At 63.7% G+C, this 18,467-nt stretch carries 16 protein-coding genes; 6 read left to right on the top strand and 10 right to left on the bottom strand.

Annotated features, from left to right (window positions below):
* Position 1: 1 nt before the first annotated feature.
* Positions 2 to 1,231: a pyridoxal phosphate-dependent aminotransferase gene (locus QCM77_RS15325; protein WP_462804322.1), complete on the top strand. Its 1,230-nt coding sequence runs from the start codon at positions 2 to 4 to the stop codon at positions 1,229 to 1,231.
* A 228-nt stretch (positions 1,232 to 1,459) separates the two neighbouring features.
* Here the strand turns inward: QCM77_RS15325 and QCM77_RS15320 are convergent, their stop codons facing one another.
* Complete coding sequence (locus QCM77_RS15320; RefSeq protein ID WP_279684124.1) at positions 1,460 to 1,900, bottom strand: RidA family protein; 441 nt, start codon at positions 1,898 to 1,900, stop codon at positions 1,460 to 1,462.
* Positions 1,901 to 1,918: 18 nt separating this feature from the next.
* Entirely contained in the window at positions 1,919 to 3,097 is a 1,179-nt protein-coding gene (locus QCM77_RS15315; protein WP_279684123.1) for an acyl-CoA dehydrogenase family protein, read from the bottom strand.
* Between the two features lie 461 nt (positions 3,098 to 3,558).
* On the opposite strand from QCM77_RS15315, the gene QCM77_RS15310 reads away from it, so the two are divergent.
* Positions 3,559 to 3,903: a MarR family winged helix-turn-helix transcriptional regulator gene (locus QCM77_RS15310; protein WP_279684122.1), complete on the top strand. Its 345-nt coding sequence runs from the start codon at positions 3,559 to 3,561 to the stop codon at positions 3,901 to 3,903.
* A 13-nt stretch (positions 3,904 to 3,916) separates the two neighbouring features.
* On the opposite strand, the gene QCM77_RS15305 is transcribed toward QCM77_RS15310, so the two are convergent.
* The 7 genes from QCM77_RS15305 to QCM77_RS15275 are packed head-to-tail and all read right to left on the bottom strand — an operon-like array spanning position 3,917 to position 11,290.
* Complete coding sequence (locus QCM77_RS15305; protein ID WP_279684121.1) at positions 3,917 to 5,572, bottom strand: ATP-dependent acyl-CoA ligase; 1,656 nt, start codon at positions 5,570 to 5,572, stop codon at positions 3,917 to 3,919.
* Between the two features lie 11 nt (positions 5,573 to 5,583).
* Positions 5,584 to 6,741, bottom strand: a complete 1,158-nt coding sequence (locus tag QCM77_RS15300) for an ABC transporter substrate-binding protein (protein WP_279684120.1) — start codon at positions 6,739 to 6,741, stop codon at positions 5,584 to 5,586.
* Positions 6,742 to 6,798: 57 nt separating this feature from the next.
* A complete protein-coding gene (locus QCM77_RS15295; protein WP_279659736.1) occupies positions 6,799 to 7,581 on the bottom strand; it encodes a cyclase family protein in 783 nt (260 codons plus the stop codon).
* Positions 7,582 to 7,615: 34 nt separating this feature from the next.
* On the bottom strand, positions 7,616 to 8,857 hold the full coding sequence (locus tag QCM77_RS15290; RefSeq protein WP_279684119.1) for an SDR family NAD(P)-dependent oxidoreductase: 1,242 nt from the start codon (positions 8,855 to 8,857) through the stop codon (positions 7,616 to 7,618).
* Positions 8,857 to 10,032 carry a thiolase family protein gene (locus QCM77_RS15285; protein WP_279684118.1) on the bottom strand — a complete coding sequence of 392 codons (1,176 nt, stop codon included), beginning with the start codon at positions 10,030 to 10,032 and terminating at the stop codon, positions 8,857 to 8,859. The genes QCM77_RS15290 and QCM77_RS15285 overlap by 1 nt, the downstream gene beginning before the upstream one ends.
* A 12-nt stretch (positions 10,033 to 10,044) precedes the next feature.
* Complete coding sequence (locus QCM77_RS15280) at positions 10,045 to 10,473, bottom strand: organic hydroperoxide resistance protein (RefSeq protein ID WP_347882370.1); 429 nt, start codon at positions 10,471 to 10,473, stop codon at positions 10,045 to 10,047.
* Positions 10,474 to 10,507: 34 nt separating this feature from the next.
* On the bottom strand, positions 10,508 to 11,290 hold the full coding sequence (locus QCM77_RS15275; protein ID WP_279659739.1) for an aspartate/glutamate racemase family protein: 783 nt from the start codon (positions 11,288 to 11,290) through the stop codon (positions 10,508 to 10,510).
* A gap of 633 nt (positions 11,291 to 11,923) precedes the next feature.
* On the opposite strand from QCM77_RS15275, the gene QCM77_RS15270 reads away from it, so the two are divergent.
* Genes QCM77_RS15270 through QCM77_RS15255 form a run of 4 tightly spaced genes read left to right on the top strand, consistent with a single transcriptional unit; the run spans position 11,924 to position 16,634 of the window.
* On the top strand, positions 11,924 to 13,072 hold the full coding sequence (locus QCM77_RS15270) for an ABC transporter substrate-binding protein (protein ID WP_279684117.1): 1,149 nt from the start codon (positions 11,924 to 11,926) through the stop codon (positions 13,070 to 13,072).
* 42 nt (positions 13,073 to 13,114) lie between these two features.
* Positions 13,115 to 14,158 (top strand): branched-chain amino acid ABC transporter permease, encoded by a 1,044-nt coding sequence (locus QCM77_RS15265; protein WP_279659741.1) that lies wholly within the window; start codon positions 13,115 to 13,117, stop codon positions 14,156 to 14,158.
* Complete coding sequence (locus QCM77_RS15260) at positions 14,155 to 15,924, top strand: branched-chain amino acid ABC transporter ATP-binding protein/permease (RefSeq protein ID WP_279684116.1); 1,770 nt, start codon at positions 14,155 to 14,157, stop codon at positions 15,922 to 15,924. Before QCM77_RS15265 ends, QCM77_RS15260 begins: the two co-directional genes overlap by 4 nt.
* Positions 15,921 to 16,634 carry an ABC transporter ATP-binding protein gene (locus QCM77_RS15255; protein WP_279684115.1) on the top strand — a complete coding sequence of 238 codons (714 nt, stop codon included), beginning with the start codon at positions 15,921 to 15,923 and terminating at the stop codon, positions 16,632 to 16,634. Before QCM77_RS15260 ends, QCM77_RS15255 begins: the two co-directional genes overlap by 4 nt.
* A 446-nt stretch (positions 16,635 to 17,080) precedes the next feature.
* Here the strand turns inward: QCM77_RS15255 and QCM77_RS15250 are convergent, their stop codons facing one another.
* Positions 17,081 to 18,145, bottom strand: coding sequence for a serine hydrolase domain-containing protein (locus QCM77_RS15250; RefSeq protein WP_279684114.1), 1,065 nt, complete (start codon positions 18,143 to 18,145; stop codon positions 17,081 to 17,083).
* Positions 18,146 to 18,467 lie beyond the last annotated feature (322 nt).

The raw sequence follows: 18,467 nt of genomic DNA, 5'->3' as shown, positions 1-18,467 counted from the left end.
CGTGAACGCACCGCTGCAGACGACATCGCATTTCCGTCCAGCCTCCCGCCTTTCGTCGATCGGGGTGTCGGAAATCCTGAAGATTACCGGCCTCGCCACCGATCTGAAGCGCCAAGGCAAGGATATCATCATCCTCGGCACAGGGGAGCCTGACTTCGATACGCCCGCTCACATCAAGGACGCGGCAGCGCGCGCCATGCACGCAGGCGCGACGAAATACACCGCGCTCGACGGAACGCCAGAACTCAAATCCGCTATCCGCACCAAGTTCCGGCGCGACAACGGCCTTGAATTCGCTCAGGACGAGATCACGGTTTCAAGCGGTGCAAAGCAGGTTCTCTACAACGCCATGATGGCCAGTCTCGATCCGGGCGACGAGGTCATCATCCCGGCGCCGTTCTGGGTGAGCTACGCCGACATCGTCCTCATTGCAGGCGGCAAGCCGGTTCTGGTGCCGTGTTCGGAAGCCAACGGCTTCCGGCTCACCGCCGGCGATCTCGAAGCAGCGATCACACCGCGCACGCGCTGGGTGATGCTGAATTCGCCATCGAATCCCACCGGAGCTGCCTATAGCGAAGCCGACTATCGGCCGCTGCTCGACGTGCTATCGCGACACCAGCATGTCTGGCTGATCGTTGACGACATCTATGAGCATATCGTCTACGACGATTTCCGCTTTGTCACACCGGCCGCCATCGAACCGAGGCTTCGCAACCGCATCCTGACGGTCAACGGTGTTTCCAAGGCCTATGCGATGACCGGCTGGCGCATTGGCTACGCGGCCGGGCCAAGCGCGCTGATTCGAGCCATGGCTATCGTGCAGAGCCAGTCGACGTCCTGCCCATCATCGATCAGCCAGGCCGCGGCTGTCGAGGCCCTCAACGGTCCTCAGGACATCGTGCGCGACCATTGCATGTCGTTCCAGTCGCGCCGCGATCTCGTCGTTTGCGCATTGAACGGGATCAGCGGTATCACCTGCCGCGTGCCCGAAGGGGCGTTCTACACCTTCGCCAGTTGTGCGGGCCTGATCGGCAAGAAGGCGCCTGACGGCGGTATCATCGCGAGCGATACGGCCTTTGCGGAATATTTGCTGCGGGCCGTTGGCGTCGCGGTCGTTCCCGGTTCGGCATTTGGCCTCGCGCCGTATTTCCGGATCTCCTACGCAACGTCGGCCGCAGAGCTCGAAGTGGCCTGCCGGCGCATTGCGGCGGCGACCGGGCAACTGTCCTAGGACAACGGATTCTCTCAAGCTTTCCTGCTTGTATCGCAGCAACGGCGACAGCAAATATTCGATAGTGCGCCGCGTCCCGGTCTTGATCTCGGCCGTGACCGCATGCCCGGCGCAAGGTCGACCACGCGATCCACCTACATCCTGGTCTTGTCGAGCGAGATGCGCAACTCCTGTCCGGCCGGTTCGCGCGAATGCGCTGTCTGGCCTGACTGCCGCTATGCTTCCTCGTCAGCGTGGGACGACGGCCGTCGCTTCGATCTCGACGCGCGCGGAAGACTCGACAAGACGCACGATCTGGACGAGCGCCATGCTGGGGTAATGCGTACCGATCACGTCACGATAGACCTTACCGAGCGCCTTGAGATTGGACACGTATTCGTCCATGTCGACGACATACCAGGTCAGGCGCACGATGTGGTCTGGCCGCGCGCCGCCCTCCGCCAGGATCGCCACGATGTTTTCGAGCGCCTGCCGGACCTGCGCGACGAATCCGTCGGCAAATCGGCCTGCAAGATCCCAGCCGACGACACCCCCCGTCACGACAAGGCGTCCTTCGGCCATGACGCCGTTCGCATACCCCTTCGGCTGTGGCCAGCCGCTGGGCTGAAGCACTTGCAGACCGCTGATCGCGGCAGTCGCGACGGCTTCTGGCTTTCCCATCGTACTCATGCGGAATTCTCAATCCTCTCAGCGCGGCTTCAAGAGCTCGCGCGCGACAATCAATTTTTGGACCTCGGTCGCGCCTTCATAGATGCGCAGCGCGCGGATTTCGCGGTAGAGGCTTTCGACCACCTCTCCCTTGCGCACGCCGCGGCCGCCGAACATCTGGACGGCGCGGTCGATCACGCGCTGCGCGGTCTCCGTGGCCGTTAGCTTGGCCATCGCTGCCTCGCTGGTGGTCGGCAGCTTCTGGACGTCGCGGCGCCAGGCCGCGCGGTAGGTCAGGAGCGCGGCGGCATCGGTGTCGGTCGCCATATCGCCGAGCGCGGCCTGGGTCAGTTGGAGATCGCCGAGCGTCGCGCCGAACATGTGTCGGCCGCGCGCGTGCGACACTGCCTCATCGAGTGCGCGCCGCGCAAAGCCGAGGGCTGCGGCAGCGACCGATGCGCGGAAAATGTCGAGCGTCTGCATCGCGAGCTTGAAGCCGCCACCCGGCGCGCCAAGGCGACGGCTCGCCGGGATGCGGCAGTTCGTAAAGCGCAGCGTCGCTAGCGGATGCGGGGCAATGACGTCGATGCGGTCCGCAATACTGAATCCGGGATCATCCGGAAACACCACGAAAGCCGAGATGCCGCGGGCACCCGGCGCCTCCCCGGTTCGCGCAAACAGCGTATAGACGTCGGCGATGCCGCCGTTGGATATCCACGTCTTCTCGCCGTCGATGATATAGTCGTTCCCGTCGACGCGCGCGGTACAGGACATCGCGGCGACGTCCGACCCGGCCTCCTTCTCCGACAGCGCAAACGCCGAGAGCCATTCGCCCGACCGGACTTTTGGCAGCACGGCCTTGCGCAGGTCGGCCGAACCGCCGAGTGCGATCGCGCCGGAGCCGAGCCCCTGCATGGCGAAGGCGAAATCGGCGAGGCCATCGGCATAGGCGAGCGACTCGCGCGACAGGCAGATCGAGCGAGAATCGATTGAGGTCGCATCGCCGTCGGGTGCCGCGACCGCGCATCCGAGCAGCCCCGCCTCGCCCATCGCGCGCACGAGCTTGCGGCAGGCGCCGTCGACATCGTTATGGTCGATCTTGTCGATCGCCCCCGACTGGACGAAACGGTCGAGTGCCTCGCCGATCGTCTGGTGACGCGGCTCGAAGAACGGCCAGTCCAGCCACTCACGCCGGATTACCTTTGCAACGGAGCTCATCTGATCCTTTCCGCTCACTGCGCGGCCGCCGCCGCGGCGCGTGCCAAGCCTTCACCTGAATTTATTTTAAGCATAAAATGTTTCGTAGACGCGTGCATTGTCAAGGTGGCTCTGGACCATGGAGACGCGCCTACCTCCATAGCGTCGATCTTGAGATACAATGCAAATTGGACACACTGCAGAGCCGATACCGAGACGTTCGGGCTCAGCCTTGAATTTACTTTTGGCACGAACTATCTTGCCAACGTCCACGAGAGCTGCGCCAGCTTTCAACAAGCCACGAAGCCCGGGAGATTCGATTGGCACTCGCGAAGGAGCCCACGCCTGTTTCAGCCAAGAATGGAGCGGATCAGGAGGCTGAATACAGGGCTCAAACACGACTTTGGCTCCGGCTGCTCGCTTGCACGACCCTGATCGAGGGCGAACTGCGGCGCCGGTTTCGCGAAGAGTTCGATTTCACGATGCCTCGCTTCGATGTTCTGGCTCAGCTCGACCGCGAACCGAGCGGACTTGTGCTGGGTGAACTGCCCAAGCGCCTGATGGTCTCGGCCGGGAACCTGACGCCGATCGTCGACCGCCTGGTCGAGGATGGATACATCACCCGCACGCCGTCGAACCTCGACCGCCGCGTGCAGATCGTCTGCATGACGGTCGAAGGCCGCAAAACCTTCAGGCGGATGGCCAAGAGCCACGGCGCATGGCTTGCCGAGCTGCTGGCGGATTTCCCGGCGGACCGGTTCGACGGACTGATCGGCGAGCTCGACGAACTCAAGAGTGCCGTCAGGGACGCGCTGCAAAAGCCCTGAGCGGACACGGCAGTCAGCGCCGCACCTTCACTCCGGCAGCCTCGCGATCCCAAATGTCCGTGGTGACGCCCGCTTCACGCAGCACGCCCTTCTTGATCTTGCCGTTCTCCGTCAATGGCATCTGGCTCAGAATGCGCACATAGCGCGGGATGGCGAAATAGGCGATCTGGCCTTCGCAATGCCTGACGATGTCGACGGGCTCCAGCGATTGGCCTGGTTCCAGCAGGATCGCAACCGCAACCTCGTCCTCTCCCAACTCCGACGGCAGCGGGTAGATCGCGCAGGCGGCGACCGCGGGATGGGACTGGATGGTCTGCTCGACCTCCCACGAAGATACGTTCTCGCCACGCCTGCGGATCGAATCCTTCATGCGGTCGATGAAACGATAATGTCCGTCAGCATCCCGAACGACCCGATCGCCCGAGTGGAACCACAGATTGCGCCAGGCCTCGACCGTCTTTTCCGGCATGCCGAAATAGCCGGAGGCGAAAGCAAAGGGTTCTCTGGCGCGAAGCAGGAGCTCCCCGGCCTGTCCGTCAGGAAGCGCGGAATCATTCTCGTCGACGATCTGCGCCTCGATCCCGTCGGCCAGATAACCCATCGTCCCTGGACGATCGGACGGGATTGCCCCTGCAAACACGAAATTGGTCTCAGTCGACCCGTAGCCGTCGACCAGCGGCACGCCAAACCGCTCGAGGAACGGACCGTGGATTTGCGGCGGCACGCCGCCGCCAAGCGCTACGCGAAGGCGATGCGTCGAATCGTTCGCAGTCTTCGGCTGCGCCAGAAGCATCGACGCCATGGCGCCGAGCAGATAACCGACCGTCGCATTGTGCCGTCGCGCGGCGGACCAAAAGCCGGAAGCGGAGAATTTCGACTCCAGCACGTAGGTGCATCCGTTCAGGACCGCCTGATAGAACGCATTCAGCGCGTTGGTGTGGAACAGGGGCAGTGTCGTGAACAGCACATCGCCCTCGCGGACGCCGAGCGCCCGCGCCGAATAGATGCCCCACCAGAACAGCTGCGCCTGCGGACAGCACACACCCTTTGCAGGCCCCGTGGTGCCCGATGTGTAGAGGATCGCAACGGTGTCGCCGGGGCGGACGGCGCCCGCCGGGGCCGCGGCTCCGAGAGCCGGCAGCGGCACCCTGGAGAGCCTGGCATCGACTGCCCCGGCGGCAGCTCCGATGATCCAGATCCGGGGCGGCAGCTCGACGCCCGCTTCGACGCTATCGATCGCAGCAATGAACTGAGCCTCGACGACAAGGAGCGCGGGACGCGAGTTGCGGAAGATGTGGGAGAGCTGGAAGCCGCGTAGCGCGGTATTGATCGGGACTGCGACGGCCCCGAGCCACGCGCAGCCGAGATAGACCTGCAGGAACTCCGGACGGTTCGAACACATCAGCGCGACCCGATCGCCCGGCTTGATCCCCGCATCGACGAGCGCCTGGGCCGACGCGGCCGCGATCGCCGCGGTCTGCGCAAAGCTCCAGCGCGTCTCGCCCGCGACGAGCAGCACACGATCGCCATAGCGCGCCGCCTGCCGCGTGAGAATGGTGGAGAGGATCCGGTCGGACGGGGGAAACAGCTCGACCGCGTGCGTCCAGGCCTGCGTCACGCTCCCCTCCCCGACCACGCCGCCTTTTGCCTGCGCGTTGCTCTCCGTCACATCCGCCTCGCTCAGGGCAACAGCTTGTATTTGCCGTCCTCGATCTGGACCATGATGCGCGAGCGATCGTCGACGCCATGCCGATCCGCCGGCGTATAGGTGTAGACGCCCTGCGTCCCAACGACCTCCTTGGTCGTGAACAGGGCCTGACGAAGCGCGGTGCGGAATTCCGGCGAGCCGGGCTTGGCGCCAGTTGCCATCGCGCGCTTGGCGGCATCGGCGAACACCAGCCAGCCATCGAAGGAATAGGACGAGAATGAATCCGTCGGCGCCTCGCCGTTCGCTTTCTCGAAGGCCGCTCGGAAATCCAAGGCAACCTTCTGGATCGGGTTGCTGGCCGGAAGTTGCTCCGCGGCGGTCACCGGCCCGGTCGGGCAGATGATGCCGTTGGCGGCCTTGCCGGCAAGACGGAGGAAATCGGCGCTGATCAGCCCGTGATTGCCGTACAGCGGCCCTTTATACCCGCGCTCGGACAAGGCGATGACCGGCAGCGCGCCGGGCGTTCCAGTGCCGCCAAGCATGACGGCGTCGGGACGCGCGGCGAGTGCGCGCAGCACCTGGGCGGTCACCGAGGAATCCGACCTGGCGTAGCGTTCGTTGGCAATGACCTTGATGTCGGCCGTCTTCGCATTCTGCTCGAGCGAGTTGTACATGAGGTCGCCGAACGCATCGGAGAAGCCGACGAAGGCGACGGTCTTCAGGCCCCGCGCCTTCATGTGGTCGACGATGCCCTGCACCAGAAGCGGCGTCGGTTGCGGCGTCTGGACGACCCAAGGGCCGCCATCGCCTGATGGGACCGGCGCGATCGGGGACACCGCGACCATCGGAATCTTCATCTCGATCGCCGCTGTCGCCATCGCGAGCGTCTGGGGTGCGCCGGACGTGCCGATGAGGACATCGACTTTCTCCTGCTCGACGAGCTTGCGGGCGTTACGCGCCGACGCCGTCGGATCGGAGCCGTCATCAAGCTGGATGACCCGAATCTTCTCGCCGTCGATCTCGCCGATATAGGCCTGGCCCGCCGCGATCCCCTTCGCGTTCGGAATTCCGATCGACGACACCGGCCCGCTAAGGCCGGTGACGAATCCGACCAGGATTTCCGCCTGCGCAATATGCGGGACGGCAAGGAGCAACGCGGTGGAGGCCAGCAGGCTCTTGATCAAGTTCATGGCACCTGTCTTCCGTGAGGATTTCTTGTTCTGATGGGCAAGGGCCATGGGTACGCTTCAGGTTGACGACACCAGCGCGATGACGCGAAGCGGACTGCCGGAGCCGTTCTGTATCTTCAGTGGCGAGGCCACGATAACGGCCCCGGTGGCTGGAAGCTGATCCAGATTGCAAAGGCATTGCAGACCGTAGCGGCCGGCGCCGTGCAGGAAGTGGTGCGCCGGATAAGGCGGCTCGAAATGCCCGGCCTGCCCCGCATCGGTGCCGATGGTCTCGGTGCCGAACCCGATGACACCGCGTTCCTCGACCAACCACTTCATGACAGCCGGGTTCGGGCCCGGCGTATGCGCGCCGTCATCCCTGAGATTGGAATAGTCGCGCCAGCCCTTCTTCGACCAATCGGTCCGCAAGAGGACCCAGTTCCGCTCGGGAATCCGGCCCTGCTTCGCTTCCCAGGCTTCGACGAGTGGGACCGTCAGCAGGAAGTCGGGATCCTGCGCCGCCTGCGCGGAGCAGTCGATCACACAAGCCGGCGCGATCATGTCCTTGGCCGGCATCGTGTCGACGGCATTGTTGGGCAGGTTCTTGCCGGTGAACCAGTGAATCGGCGCATCGAAATGCGTGCCGGTGTGTTCGCCGAACGTGACATTATTCCAGTACCAGGCCGGGCCTCGCCCGTCATAGCGCGAGATTTCCTGGATACGGACCGGTGCCGCCTGGCCGAACTCCGGCGGCAGCACGATGACCGGAAAGTCCGGACTGAGGGTAAAGGTCAGATCGACAACGCGCACCGCGCCCGAGGAAATCGAACCCGCCAGTTCCAGGAGATTCTTGCTTTGCATTGTCACGTCCTCCGGCTTGGTTGAAATCTCGATTTCACCTGTCGAGCTCACGCTCGAGCGCTTTCGGATTGGCCGCGAGACGCTGCCGGATTTCCTCGGCGACATCTCCGACATACATTTCTTCGAGCCCACCTCTCAGCCCCGACACGATCGCCTGCGCGATTGCGCGCGGCGCGACCTTCGGCGGCGGTACGGTCTGGAACCATTCGGTGTCGACGGGCCCTGTGAACAGATTCATCACCCTGACGCCGCCGGGCCTGAGCTCGGCGCGGAGGCAGTGCGAGAGCGACAGGCAGGCGGCTTGCGACGCCGAATAGGCGCCGAACGCCGGCCAGTTCGCCAGCGCGTGGACGGAGAGAATGTTGACCCAGGCGACGCTGTTGTTGATGCCGTCGGCGCCCCGCATCCGCATGCCCGGTCCGAACGCCTGTGCCAGATTGATGAAGCCGAGATAGGCTTGGTCGACCTCGTCCCGCGCGATGCTGGTGCCCCTGCGGTCGAGCAGGCCGCCCGGCCGAATGTATTCCGTGGTGTTGACGAGGATATCGACCTTGCCACCGATATCGGCCGCGAGATCGGCGGCCGACTTTTCATCGGCGGCATCAAGGGCCACGATCTCGATCCCGTCTTGCTCGCGCAACAGCTTCTCGCCGGCAAACGGCCGCCATGGTTCGGCAACGCCGACGAATACCGTCTTGGCGCCAGCGGCCTTCAATGCAGCAACGGCTTCCTGGCCGACGACGCTGCGGCCGTTGGTTACGAGCACGCGCCGGAATTTTGGGTCGGCCGTCATTTCCCGCCACTGCTTGTCGTCTGCCATGTTGGGAGTCTCCGCCTCGGGATGGGCAAAAGCCACCGCCTGACCGCTCTTGTCGAGCTGAAACGACATGCGGATGGGCCCACCCTCGACACAGTCGCCATGGAGGTGCGCCACAATCGTCGGACCGCAGTCCATCTTCACGAGACCAATGCGCCAAGGCGCACGCTCGCGGAAATAGACGTCGCTCGGCACGTGCGCCGTTGTCTCGGCGAGCAGCATGCCCCGGCGCGGCGCATCGACGAATGCAAGGCCGGCCGACAGGCAGGACGGGCAGGCCTCGCGCGCCGGGTAGGCAAAGGCGCCGCAAGCTTCGCAGCACTGGAGTACGAAGCGTCCTTCGGCAGCTGCGCGCGTGAACCCGTGCGATCTCCTGCTGCGCGACCGCGGCGGCGAGGCAGGCAGCCGCGTCCGCAACAGCGGGTTCTTGCGCCGGGGCGGCTCAATCGGATCGATCATCACGAAGGCCCTGCAAAGATCGCGGCGCCGGAGGCCAGGCCGCGGTCGTAGTTGATCATGCCGAAGCCCGAAGCCAGTCCGAGGTTTGCATTCCTCACCTGCGTGGGACCTGCCGTTCCCAGGACTTGCCGCAGCCCTTCGACGAGACCGAGATAGGCGCCGGCGGCGCCGGCCTGGCCGGCCGAGAGTTGCCCGCCCGACGTGTTGTGCGGAAAGTCGCCGTCGATGGTGAGATCATGCGTCCGCACGAACTCGGCGCCCTCGCCCTTCTTGCAGAAACCGAGATCCTCGAACTGCATCATCGTGATGACGGGATAGTCGTCATAGGTCTGGACGATATCGAGATCGTCGGGTTTCACGCCGGCCATGGCATAGAGCTCACCGACGTCCTTCGCCCAGCCGCCGCGGACCTGCATCGGATCGTCGGCAAAGGCATTGTGCCGCTCGATCGTCGACAGCAGCCGCGCCGCCGGCAAGCCCAGCGACGCGGCGGTCTCGTCGCGCATCACGAGGAAAGCTTCCGCACCGGCACAGGGCATCACGCAATCAAAGAGATGGATCGGATCGGAAATCGGCCGGGCCGCCAGATATTGCTCGAGCGTCAGCGGCGCCTTCATCAGCGCCTGCGGATTGCGCAACGCGTTGGCGCGCTGGGCAACCGCGATCCTGCCGATATCTTCGCGCGTGACACCGAAGGTCCGCATATAATTGCGGGCGATCAGTGCGAAGCTCGCATTGGCGCCGCCGGCGCCGTAAGGATAGACGGCATCCTGGTTGAAGCGCGAGAAATTCTCGAGCGTCAGCCGGAAGGAATCGACATGGTTGGTGTCACCCGCCACACAGGCCACGATGTCCGCATCGCGTGCCTGGACTGCGCGCGCGGCCTTCCGCAGTGCTGCGATGGCGCTTGCGCCGCCGAGCGGGATCGTGTCCAGCCACCGGACGCAGAGACCGAAATGCTGCGTCAGCCCAATGCCGCTGTCGGTGCCCAGAGTGAAGCTCGAGACGCAGAGGCCGTCGATGTCGGAGGCCTTGATGCCCGCCTGTGCGACGATCGCGCTCAGCGCACGGCCGATCCACCACTGTGCACTTTCGATGGAATAGCGCACATAGGGCACCGTGATGGGAGCCGCCATCACGATGCCGTCGTACGGTGTGCGAAGATATGTCTTCACCGGTCGTCTGCCTCAGATCACCGTCAGCTTGACATCAATATTACCACGCGTCGCGTTCGAATAGGGACAACGCTCATGCGCGCCGGCGACGACGTCCTCCGCGACGGACTTCTCGACACCAGGCAGGTTGACCCTCAATTCAACGGCAAGCGCATACCCAACCGGAACTGGACCCATTGCGACCTTGGCGGTCACGGAAGGCTCGGCGGAGGGCACGACCTTCCGCGTCCGCGCAACAAGCTTGACCGCGCCAAGAAAGCAAGCAGCGTAGCCCGCTGCAAAGAGCTGCTCGGGATTGGTCCCCTCGCCGCCAGGGCCGCCCATCGACTTCGGCAAGGACAGCGACACCGACAGCAGGCCATCGGCGCTTGCCGCCTTGCCGTCCCGGCCACCAGTCGCGGTCACCTCGGTCTCATAGAGGAGCTTCTCGGGCTTCATCATGTCTCGTTCTCCAGAATGGTCATCGCACCCGGCCCTAACGATTGTTGCGGGCGAGCAGCGCGCGGAAATCGCTGCGCGCCAGCTCGCTGGCGCGCTTGAAACTCGGCCCGCGGCTGGGCTCGGTGCCGTTGAGCTGCCTGAGCTGAACCCACATCTCGGCATTCTTCAGCGCGACGGCTGCGCAATTGACCACGGGGGCGTGCCCGACTTTCAGGCCGTGCTCCCGTCCGATCAGAAGACCGGGCAAAACGCCGGCAGGGATCACGACATCGGCGCCGTGCTCGACCAGCGGACGAGCGCAGGCGACAAAATCCTCGATCATGCGGGCTTGCGCGGCATGGTCTCCGGCGAATGCACTGGCGAAATCCTCTGGCTTGCAGCCAAGACCTGTCACGTGGACAACGCGATCTCCGAGGCCGTAGCGCTCGGCCTGCTCGTAGTGCCAGACTTCGAACACAGGATCGAGCGTCACAAGGCCTAATCGCCGACCGAGCTGCGAGGCCGCCAGCAACGTCGCCTCGCCGGTCCCGATCACGGGAATGTCGAGCGCCGAGCGCAGCTCGTAGAGTCCGGGATCCTGAAAATGCCCCATGACAAAGGCGTCGAACCCGCCCTCCTCAGCCGCGATGCCATTATCGATCGCCTGGACGGCGCAGCGCAATTCCGCAAGCCGTCCGAACTCCCGGTCCGGCGGCGTAATGCCCTCGACTTGAACCGTCGTGCCTGATGCAGCGATGTTGTTGAGGTATTCCGACAGCAGCGCCATGTAGGGCGCATTCACGCTCGCATCAACGAAGCTCTGCCAGAAGATGCGCATCGTCATTCTCCTCAAGCGATGATCGGAGGATCGGTCGTCGGCTACCGATGAACATATTTCAATCATAAACTAATTCACGCGTCAAATGAGTCTGGCAGCGCCAACGGCGGGGGCCGTCTCGGCGATGCGAGCACGGCCTTTTGGTACGATCGAGTGGCAGGGAAACTGCCGCACTCCTGCGGAATTGTATGCAACAACATTTTTTTCTGACAGCGCCGTGACACGTGTTGACGGCCCCACCAACAATACTTTAGGCTTTAAGTAATTCCTCGCCGGTCAGGGGCCGGTGGCCATGACAATGACGTTGCAGGGCACCGATTTTGAGAGACTCGATCGTGTGGACAGTCGCCGTGCTCGAACAGCCGGCAGCAGTAGCATCGCCGGTCGCGCATCGCGGCCGCGTCAACGACTTTTCATCGCTTCAGGAAAAGCCCGCCCGCATTCGCCGATGGGCCCGTGGTTCGAGCGGCAAACAACGCCATGGCTGCTGACGCCCGGCCGAGCAAACTCTCTTCGGTCGCGCCCGAAATCAGGCGCTGCAGCAATACGTTCAATCGGTTCGTTTGTCGCTCGGGCTCCCCGCGCGGCAGCTTCGAGGCATTCCTATCCAGCACCAAACGGAGGAGAACGCATATGCGCAAGACTCTGAGCCTACTCGTACTTGCAGCCGGCGTCTTCGCAGCGCCGGCTGCGCAGGCCGACATGACCATCGGCTTCGTCACGTCGCTGAGTGGCAACGGCTCGTCGATCGGCATCCCCTATGGGCGCGGCATCAATGCCGCCTATGAATACAAGAAGACGATCAACGGCGAGACCATCCGCCTGATCCAGCTCGACGACGGCTCCGATCCGTCGGCCGCGACCCGCAACGCACGCAAGCTCGTGGAAGAAGAGAAGGTCGACCTCCTGATCGGCACTGCGACAGCGCCGTCGACCATCGCCATGGCAGCGGTGGCGAGCGAGCTCAAGGTACCGATGATCGCCGTGTCGCCGATCGGCAAGCTGCCGGAATCGCCGGAGCAGTGGGTGGTGTCGGTGCCGCAGCCGGCCTCCCTCCTCGTCAAGATCGTCGCCGACCGCATGAAGCGCGACGGCGTGAAGAACATCGGCTATATCGGCTTCACCGACGCGTGGGGCGACCTCGTCTATAACGGCGCCAAGGCGGCTGAAGCCGCCGGTGACATCAAGATACAGACCAACGAGCGATATGCCCGCACGGATACTTCGGTGACCGCGCAGATCCTGAAGGTGCTTGCCGCACGGCCGGACGCCGTGCTGGACGGCGGCTCGGGTACGCAAGGCGCGCTGCCTCTCCTCAGCCTCGCCGACCGCGGTTTCAAGGGCAACACCTACGGCACCGTCGCGCTGGTCAATCCGGACTTCGTCAACGTCGGCGGCAAGGCGGCCGACGGCATTCAGGTCTCCGCCGGCCCCGTGATCGTGGCCGAACAGCTTCCGGACGAGCACTTCGCCAAGAAGATCGCGCTGGACTTCCGCGCGGTCTACCAGAAGACCCACAATATTCCGACGACCGACGGCTTCTCCGCCTATTCCTTCGACGCCTGGCTGATCTTCGCCAATGCCGCCGAGCGCGCGCTCAAGACTGCGAAGCCCGGAACGGCGGAATTCCGCACCGCGTTGCGCGACGCGATCCTCAGCACCAAGGAGCTGCCGGGCGTGCATGCCGTCTACAATTTCAAGCCCGGTGCGGTGACCGGCGTCGACGAGCGCTCGCTGGTCGTGGTGCGCCTGACCGGCGGCGCCTGGAAATACGCGCCGTAGTCGGAAGGCGGCAGGCAGCCAGAACAAGGGAACGGCGTCTCAATGACGAGCGACATCGCAGCCATCCTTGGGATCGACGGGATCGCCACCGGCGCAGTCTATGCCCTGGTGGCGATCGGGACCGTCCTCATCTTCACGGTGACACGGGTCATCTTCATTCCCTTTGGCGACATCGCGGCGTTTACCGCGCTGACGCTGGCTGCCCTCGACGCGAAGCGCTTTCCGGGCACGGGGGCGCTGGTCGTCATCCTGGCCTGCCTTGCGACCCTGATCGAGATCATTTCACTCCTGCGCGTCGGCGAGCTTCGGCTCCTTCCGCGCGCGCTGGTCTTCTATCTCGCGCTTCCGTTGGCCGTCGTCGGCCTCGCCTGGCTGTCGATGCGCGCCGATCCGCCCCTCGCCGTCAGGCTCGTGCTCGCGCTCATGCTGATCACGCCGATTGCCCCGCTGTTGGATCGGATCGTCTTCCGCCCGATTGCTGACGGATCGGTACTGCTGCTCCTGACGGTCTCGGTCGCGCTGCATTTCGCGCTGGTCGGCCTTGGCCTGCTCTTCTTTGGACCTGAAGGTGTCCGAACCGAGCCGTTGACATCATTCTCGACGGAGTTCGCCGGCGTCCTGGTCTCGGGCCAGACCATGCTGATCGTGATCGCAGCCCTCGTCTTCAGTGGCCTGCTTTACCTCTTCTTCGACTTCACGCTGGTCGGCAAATCGCTGCGCGCCACCGCCGTGAACCGGACCGGCTCGCGGCTGATGGGGATCCGGCCCGCTCGCGCCGGCACGATCGCCTATCTCCTGGGGTCGCTGATGGCCGGCGTCTCGGGAATCCTGATCGCGCCTGTCAACACCGTGTTCTACGATTCCGGCTTCCTGATCGGCCTCAAGGCGTTCGTCGGCGCCATCGTCGGCGGCATGACCAGCTATCCCGGTGCCGCGATCGGCGCGGTCGGGGTCGGCATCCTCGAAAGCTTCGCATCCTTCGAGAGCAGTGCGCTGAAGGACGTCATCGTGTTCTCGCTGCTGATCCCGATCCTGATCTGGCGATCCCTCGCCTCGCTTCATTCTGAAGAGGAAATCGAGGAATGACGCGCTTCCATGTTCAGCTTGCCGCGATCGCCGCGGTGGTGTGCCTCGCGCTCGCGCCCTTCGTTCTGAGCCCGTTCAGCATCACGCTGATGAACTACATCGGCATCTACTCGCTCGTCGCCATCGGTCTCGCCCTCCTCACCGGCGTCGGCGGCATCGTGTCGTTCGGACAGGCGGCGTTCGTCGGCGTTGCGGCCTATGCGACGGCCTGGGTCTCCGCATTGAACGGATATTCGCCCTGGCTCGGCCTCCTGTTCGGCGTGGCACTGACCTGCAGCGTCGCGGCCATCCTCGGCGTCGTCACCTTGCGGCTTCAAGGCCATTTCCTCTCGCTCTCGACCGTCGCCTGGGGCCTCGCCATCGGCTTCCTGTTCGGCAATGTCGAGGGGCTCGGCCGCTTCAACGGCATCTCGTCGATCCCGCCGATCAGCATCGGTCCATTCGCGCTGGTCTCAAGCTTGCAGATCTATTTCCTGATCTGGGGCATCGTCACCGCCGTCCTCTTCCTCGGTTACAACCTCCTGGACTCCCGGCTCGGTCGCGCCATGCGCGCGCTGCGTGGCGGCAACACGCTGGTCGAGAGCCTCGGTATCAACGCTTTCCAGATCAAGCTCATGACCTTCGTGCTCGCAGCCTTCCTGGCATCGCTTTCCGGCTGGCTCTACGCGCATATGAGCCGCTTCATCAGTCCGGGTCCGTTCGATGCCGGCATGGGCATCGAATACCTGATGATGTCGATGGTCGGCGGCGCCGGCAGCCTTCTCGGCGGCGTCGTCGGCGCCGCGGTGGTCACGCTGCTCAAGAACAGCGTGCAGGATTATCTGCCGCTGATCGCCAAGGGCGCGTCCGGACAGCTCGAGATCGTCGCCTTCTCCGCGCTGTTCATCCTGTTCCTGCAATGGGCTCGGCAGGGCATCGTGCCGTTCGTTGCCCGTTACCTGCCGAAGATGCAGCGTGAGCGGCCGCAGCCAGCACCGCCCCTGCCCCGCCGCGTGCAGCCGACGCCGGGCGAGCTTCTCCTGAAGGTGGATGGCGCCGAGCGCCGGTTCGGCGGCCTCGTCGCCGTCAACAATGTCAGCTTCGAGGTGCGGTCCGGAGAAATTCTCGCCGTCATCGGCCCGAACGGCGCCGGCAAGAGCACGATGTTCAACTGCCTGACCGGCGCGCTCCGGGTCAACAAGGGCGAGATCGTCTTTGCCGGGCGTCCGATCACACATGATGCGCAATCCCGCATCGCCAAGGCCGGGATCGCGAGGACCTTCCAGCATGTGAAGCTGAGGCCGCGCATCAGCGTCCTGGAAAACGTGATGCTCGGAACCTACGCCCGCACGCGCACCGGCCTGTTCGCCGGCGCATTCCGCTTCAACCGGCGCGAGGAGGCCAGCGCGCGGTACGAGGCCATGGTGCAGCTCGAGCGCGTCGGGCTCGGCGAAAAGCCGTACGAGCTCGCAGGCAATCTGCCGCTGGGCAATCAGCGCATCCTGGAGATCGCGCGTGCACTCGCCGCGGACCCGACCTTGCTCGTGCTCGACGAGCCGGCGGCGGGCCTGCGCCGCCAGGAGAAGTTGCGGCTTGCGGAGCTGCTGCGGACGTTGCGCTCCGATCGCCTGACCATCCTGATCGTCGAGCACGATATGGAGTTCGTGATGTCGCTGGTCGATCGCATCGTGGTGCTCGACTTCGGATCCAAGCTCTGCGAGGGCGCACCAGCTGCGATCCGCAGCGACGCGCGGGTTCAAGAGGCCTACCTTGGAGGCGTCGCGTGACCTCGATGTTTTCCATGACGGACGTGACCATCTGCTACGACAATGTCGAGGCTGTCCGCAACGTGTCGCTCTCGGTCGAGGAAGGCCAGATCGTCACCGTCATCGGCCCGAACGGCGCCGGCAAGACCACGCTTCTGTTGGCCGCCATCGGGCTGCTCGCATCACGAGGCCGCATGGTGTTTCAGGGCAATGACATCGGGAAGATTTCGGTCGAGGACCGCGTCGAGCGCCGGCTGTGCCTCGTCCCGGAAAAGCGCGAGCTGTTCTCCGATATGTCGGTCGCCGACAACCTTCTTCTCGGCTCCTACAGCCTGCGCAACCGCTCGGGCGTCCAGAAGACGCTTGACGAGGTCTATGACCGCTTCCCCCGGCTGAAGGAGCGGCAGCGCCAGACCGCCGGCACACTTTCGGGCGGCGAGCGCCAGATGCTGGCCCTGGGGCGCGCGCTGATGGCCAAGCCAAAACTTCTCATGCTGGATGAGCCGAGCCTTGGCCTCGCACCGCTGATCGTGCGCGAGATTTTTCGCACCATTGCGTCGCTGCGCGATCTCGGCGTGTCGATCCTGCTGGTCGAGCAAAACGCCCGCGCCGCGCTGGAGACGGCCGACTACGGTTACGTGCTCGAGACCGGCGAGATCGTGCAGTCAGGCCCCGCCAAGGATCTCATCCACGATCCCCGGCTGATCACGGCCTATCTCGGCGGGCACTAAAACCGGTTTGGATCAAGGCCGGCGGAGCCTCGCAACAAAAACAGCGAAAACAACCCCATGCACAGTAGCCAGCGACAGCGATATCAATGGCTTAACGGTCGACAGCTACGGATTTTACGAAATCAACTTGATCCGTCGGGCAAAACAGTGGCACAATGCCATCATCGCCACGCATGGATAGCCGCGAGCCTCAACCGCTAGGGCGTCCCAAATTTCCGATATGAGCCGCCAACCTATCAGAGCCGTGATTGCCCTCGCCGCGGTCATGGTTGGGATGGTCTCGTTCGCGCTGGTTTGGATCAGGCTACCCGACGGCCTCGATTTGCCACCCGGATAGTCCACGGAGATCGGCATCGCCCACGACACTGAAAGCCTGCAATTGCCCCCTGTCGGACTTCCGGACACGAAAATGCTTTACCTCCATTCCGCGCGTCGCCACTGCGCGATCAATCTTTTGAAGTCGCGAGTAAGATGTATCGATCCAACAAGTCCAGTTCAGGTGCAACCATGTTTTTGGATTGTCGGGACGAGTTGAAGACAACGACCATGTCAAGCGTTGGAATGATGAGGGTCTTTTGAGAATTGAAGCCCATCGCCGCGATCCATTGAACCGCGCGGTCTTTGTCCAGTGATTGTCCGAGCCACCACTGATAGCCATAAGCGCGTGGGCCTTCCGCCTCGATTTGCGCGACAGAGGGCGGGCCAGTCTTGATTTGCTCGGTCGTGGATTGAGTTACCCAAGAAGCCGAGACGATCTGCCTACCTTCCCAAACTCCATGATTGAGAACAAGCTGGCCGATTTTCGCCCAGTCGCGAGGTCGCAGGTCCAGCCCGCGAGCTGACGCCGGAAGACCGCTAGATGCGTCTTTATGCCATTCAAAATCATCGATGCCGAGCGGTGCAAAAATGCTTTCTTGAGCCAACTCTTCGACGTTTTTCCCAGTGACCTGACGTAGGACAGCCCCAATCAGCTCTGTCTCCCGACTGTCGTATTTGAAGGATACACCGGGAGATCTATCGGACCCCAATCCTGCCGACATCATCAGGAGATGACGCAGGGTGATACGATCCTTGTCGGGCCCGCGGAGATTGGCATCTTCCGGAAGATACGAAACGATCGGCGCGTCCAGATCCTTGATCAGGCCGCGATCCATGGCTATCCCGACCAGCAGCGAGACGACGCTTTTGGTCATGGAATAACCCCTGTGCCGCGTGGTCGCATCATTTTCGGGCAGCTGAGGGTAGTTGAAGTAGCGTTCGTAGACGAGCACGCCGTGGCGAACGACGACGATCGAGTCCACATTGGCAAGCGTGCCGCCAGTTATGCCGTCGGCCATCGTGCAAAGCGGCGTCGAGTTCAGCCCCTGCTTTTCCGGCGACGTAATCGCCCATCCGTCATGGATGTCTGAAGGAGTGCCGCAGTCGGACGCGGCTCCGAGCGCAATGTGGGCTCCGGTGGGACTGAGAGTGAAGGCAGAGAAGGCCACAATGAAAAACGACCATGCTCGCATATCAGGTTCTCCGCGACCATTCCCCACGACGGCCCGATCCGCATCTCGTGTTTTGCGTATGTCTATTTTACGGCATCGTGGGCTTTGAGAGGGCTTCGACCCGGCGGTTGGCCCCAGCCGAAGAGGCGCGGAAGGCGCCAAGGTTCGGTGGGATGGGTGAACCGGACTTGCGCCAGGTGATCATCGACACGCGCCTTTGACCCAGGCTGTGTAAAAACGCGGCTCCGCATCACCTCCATGCAACGAAGGCGGCCGTCGGTGTCGCTATTGAGTTCGCTGCCCGCGCCTCACGCCCGCATGGCTGCCAGCAATGGCTCGACGC

The sequence above is a fragment of the Bradyrhizobium nivariense genome, assembly GCF_029846695.2.
Lineage (GTDB): Bacteria > Pseudomonadota > Alphaproteobacteria > Rhizobiales > Xanthobacteraceae > Bradyrhizobium.
This window is presented reverse-complemented; position numbering and strand designations above follow the sequence as displayed.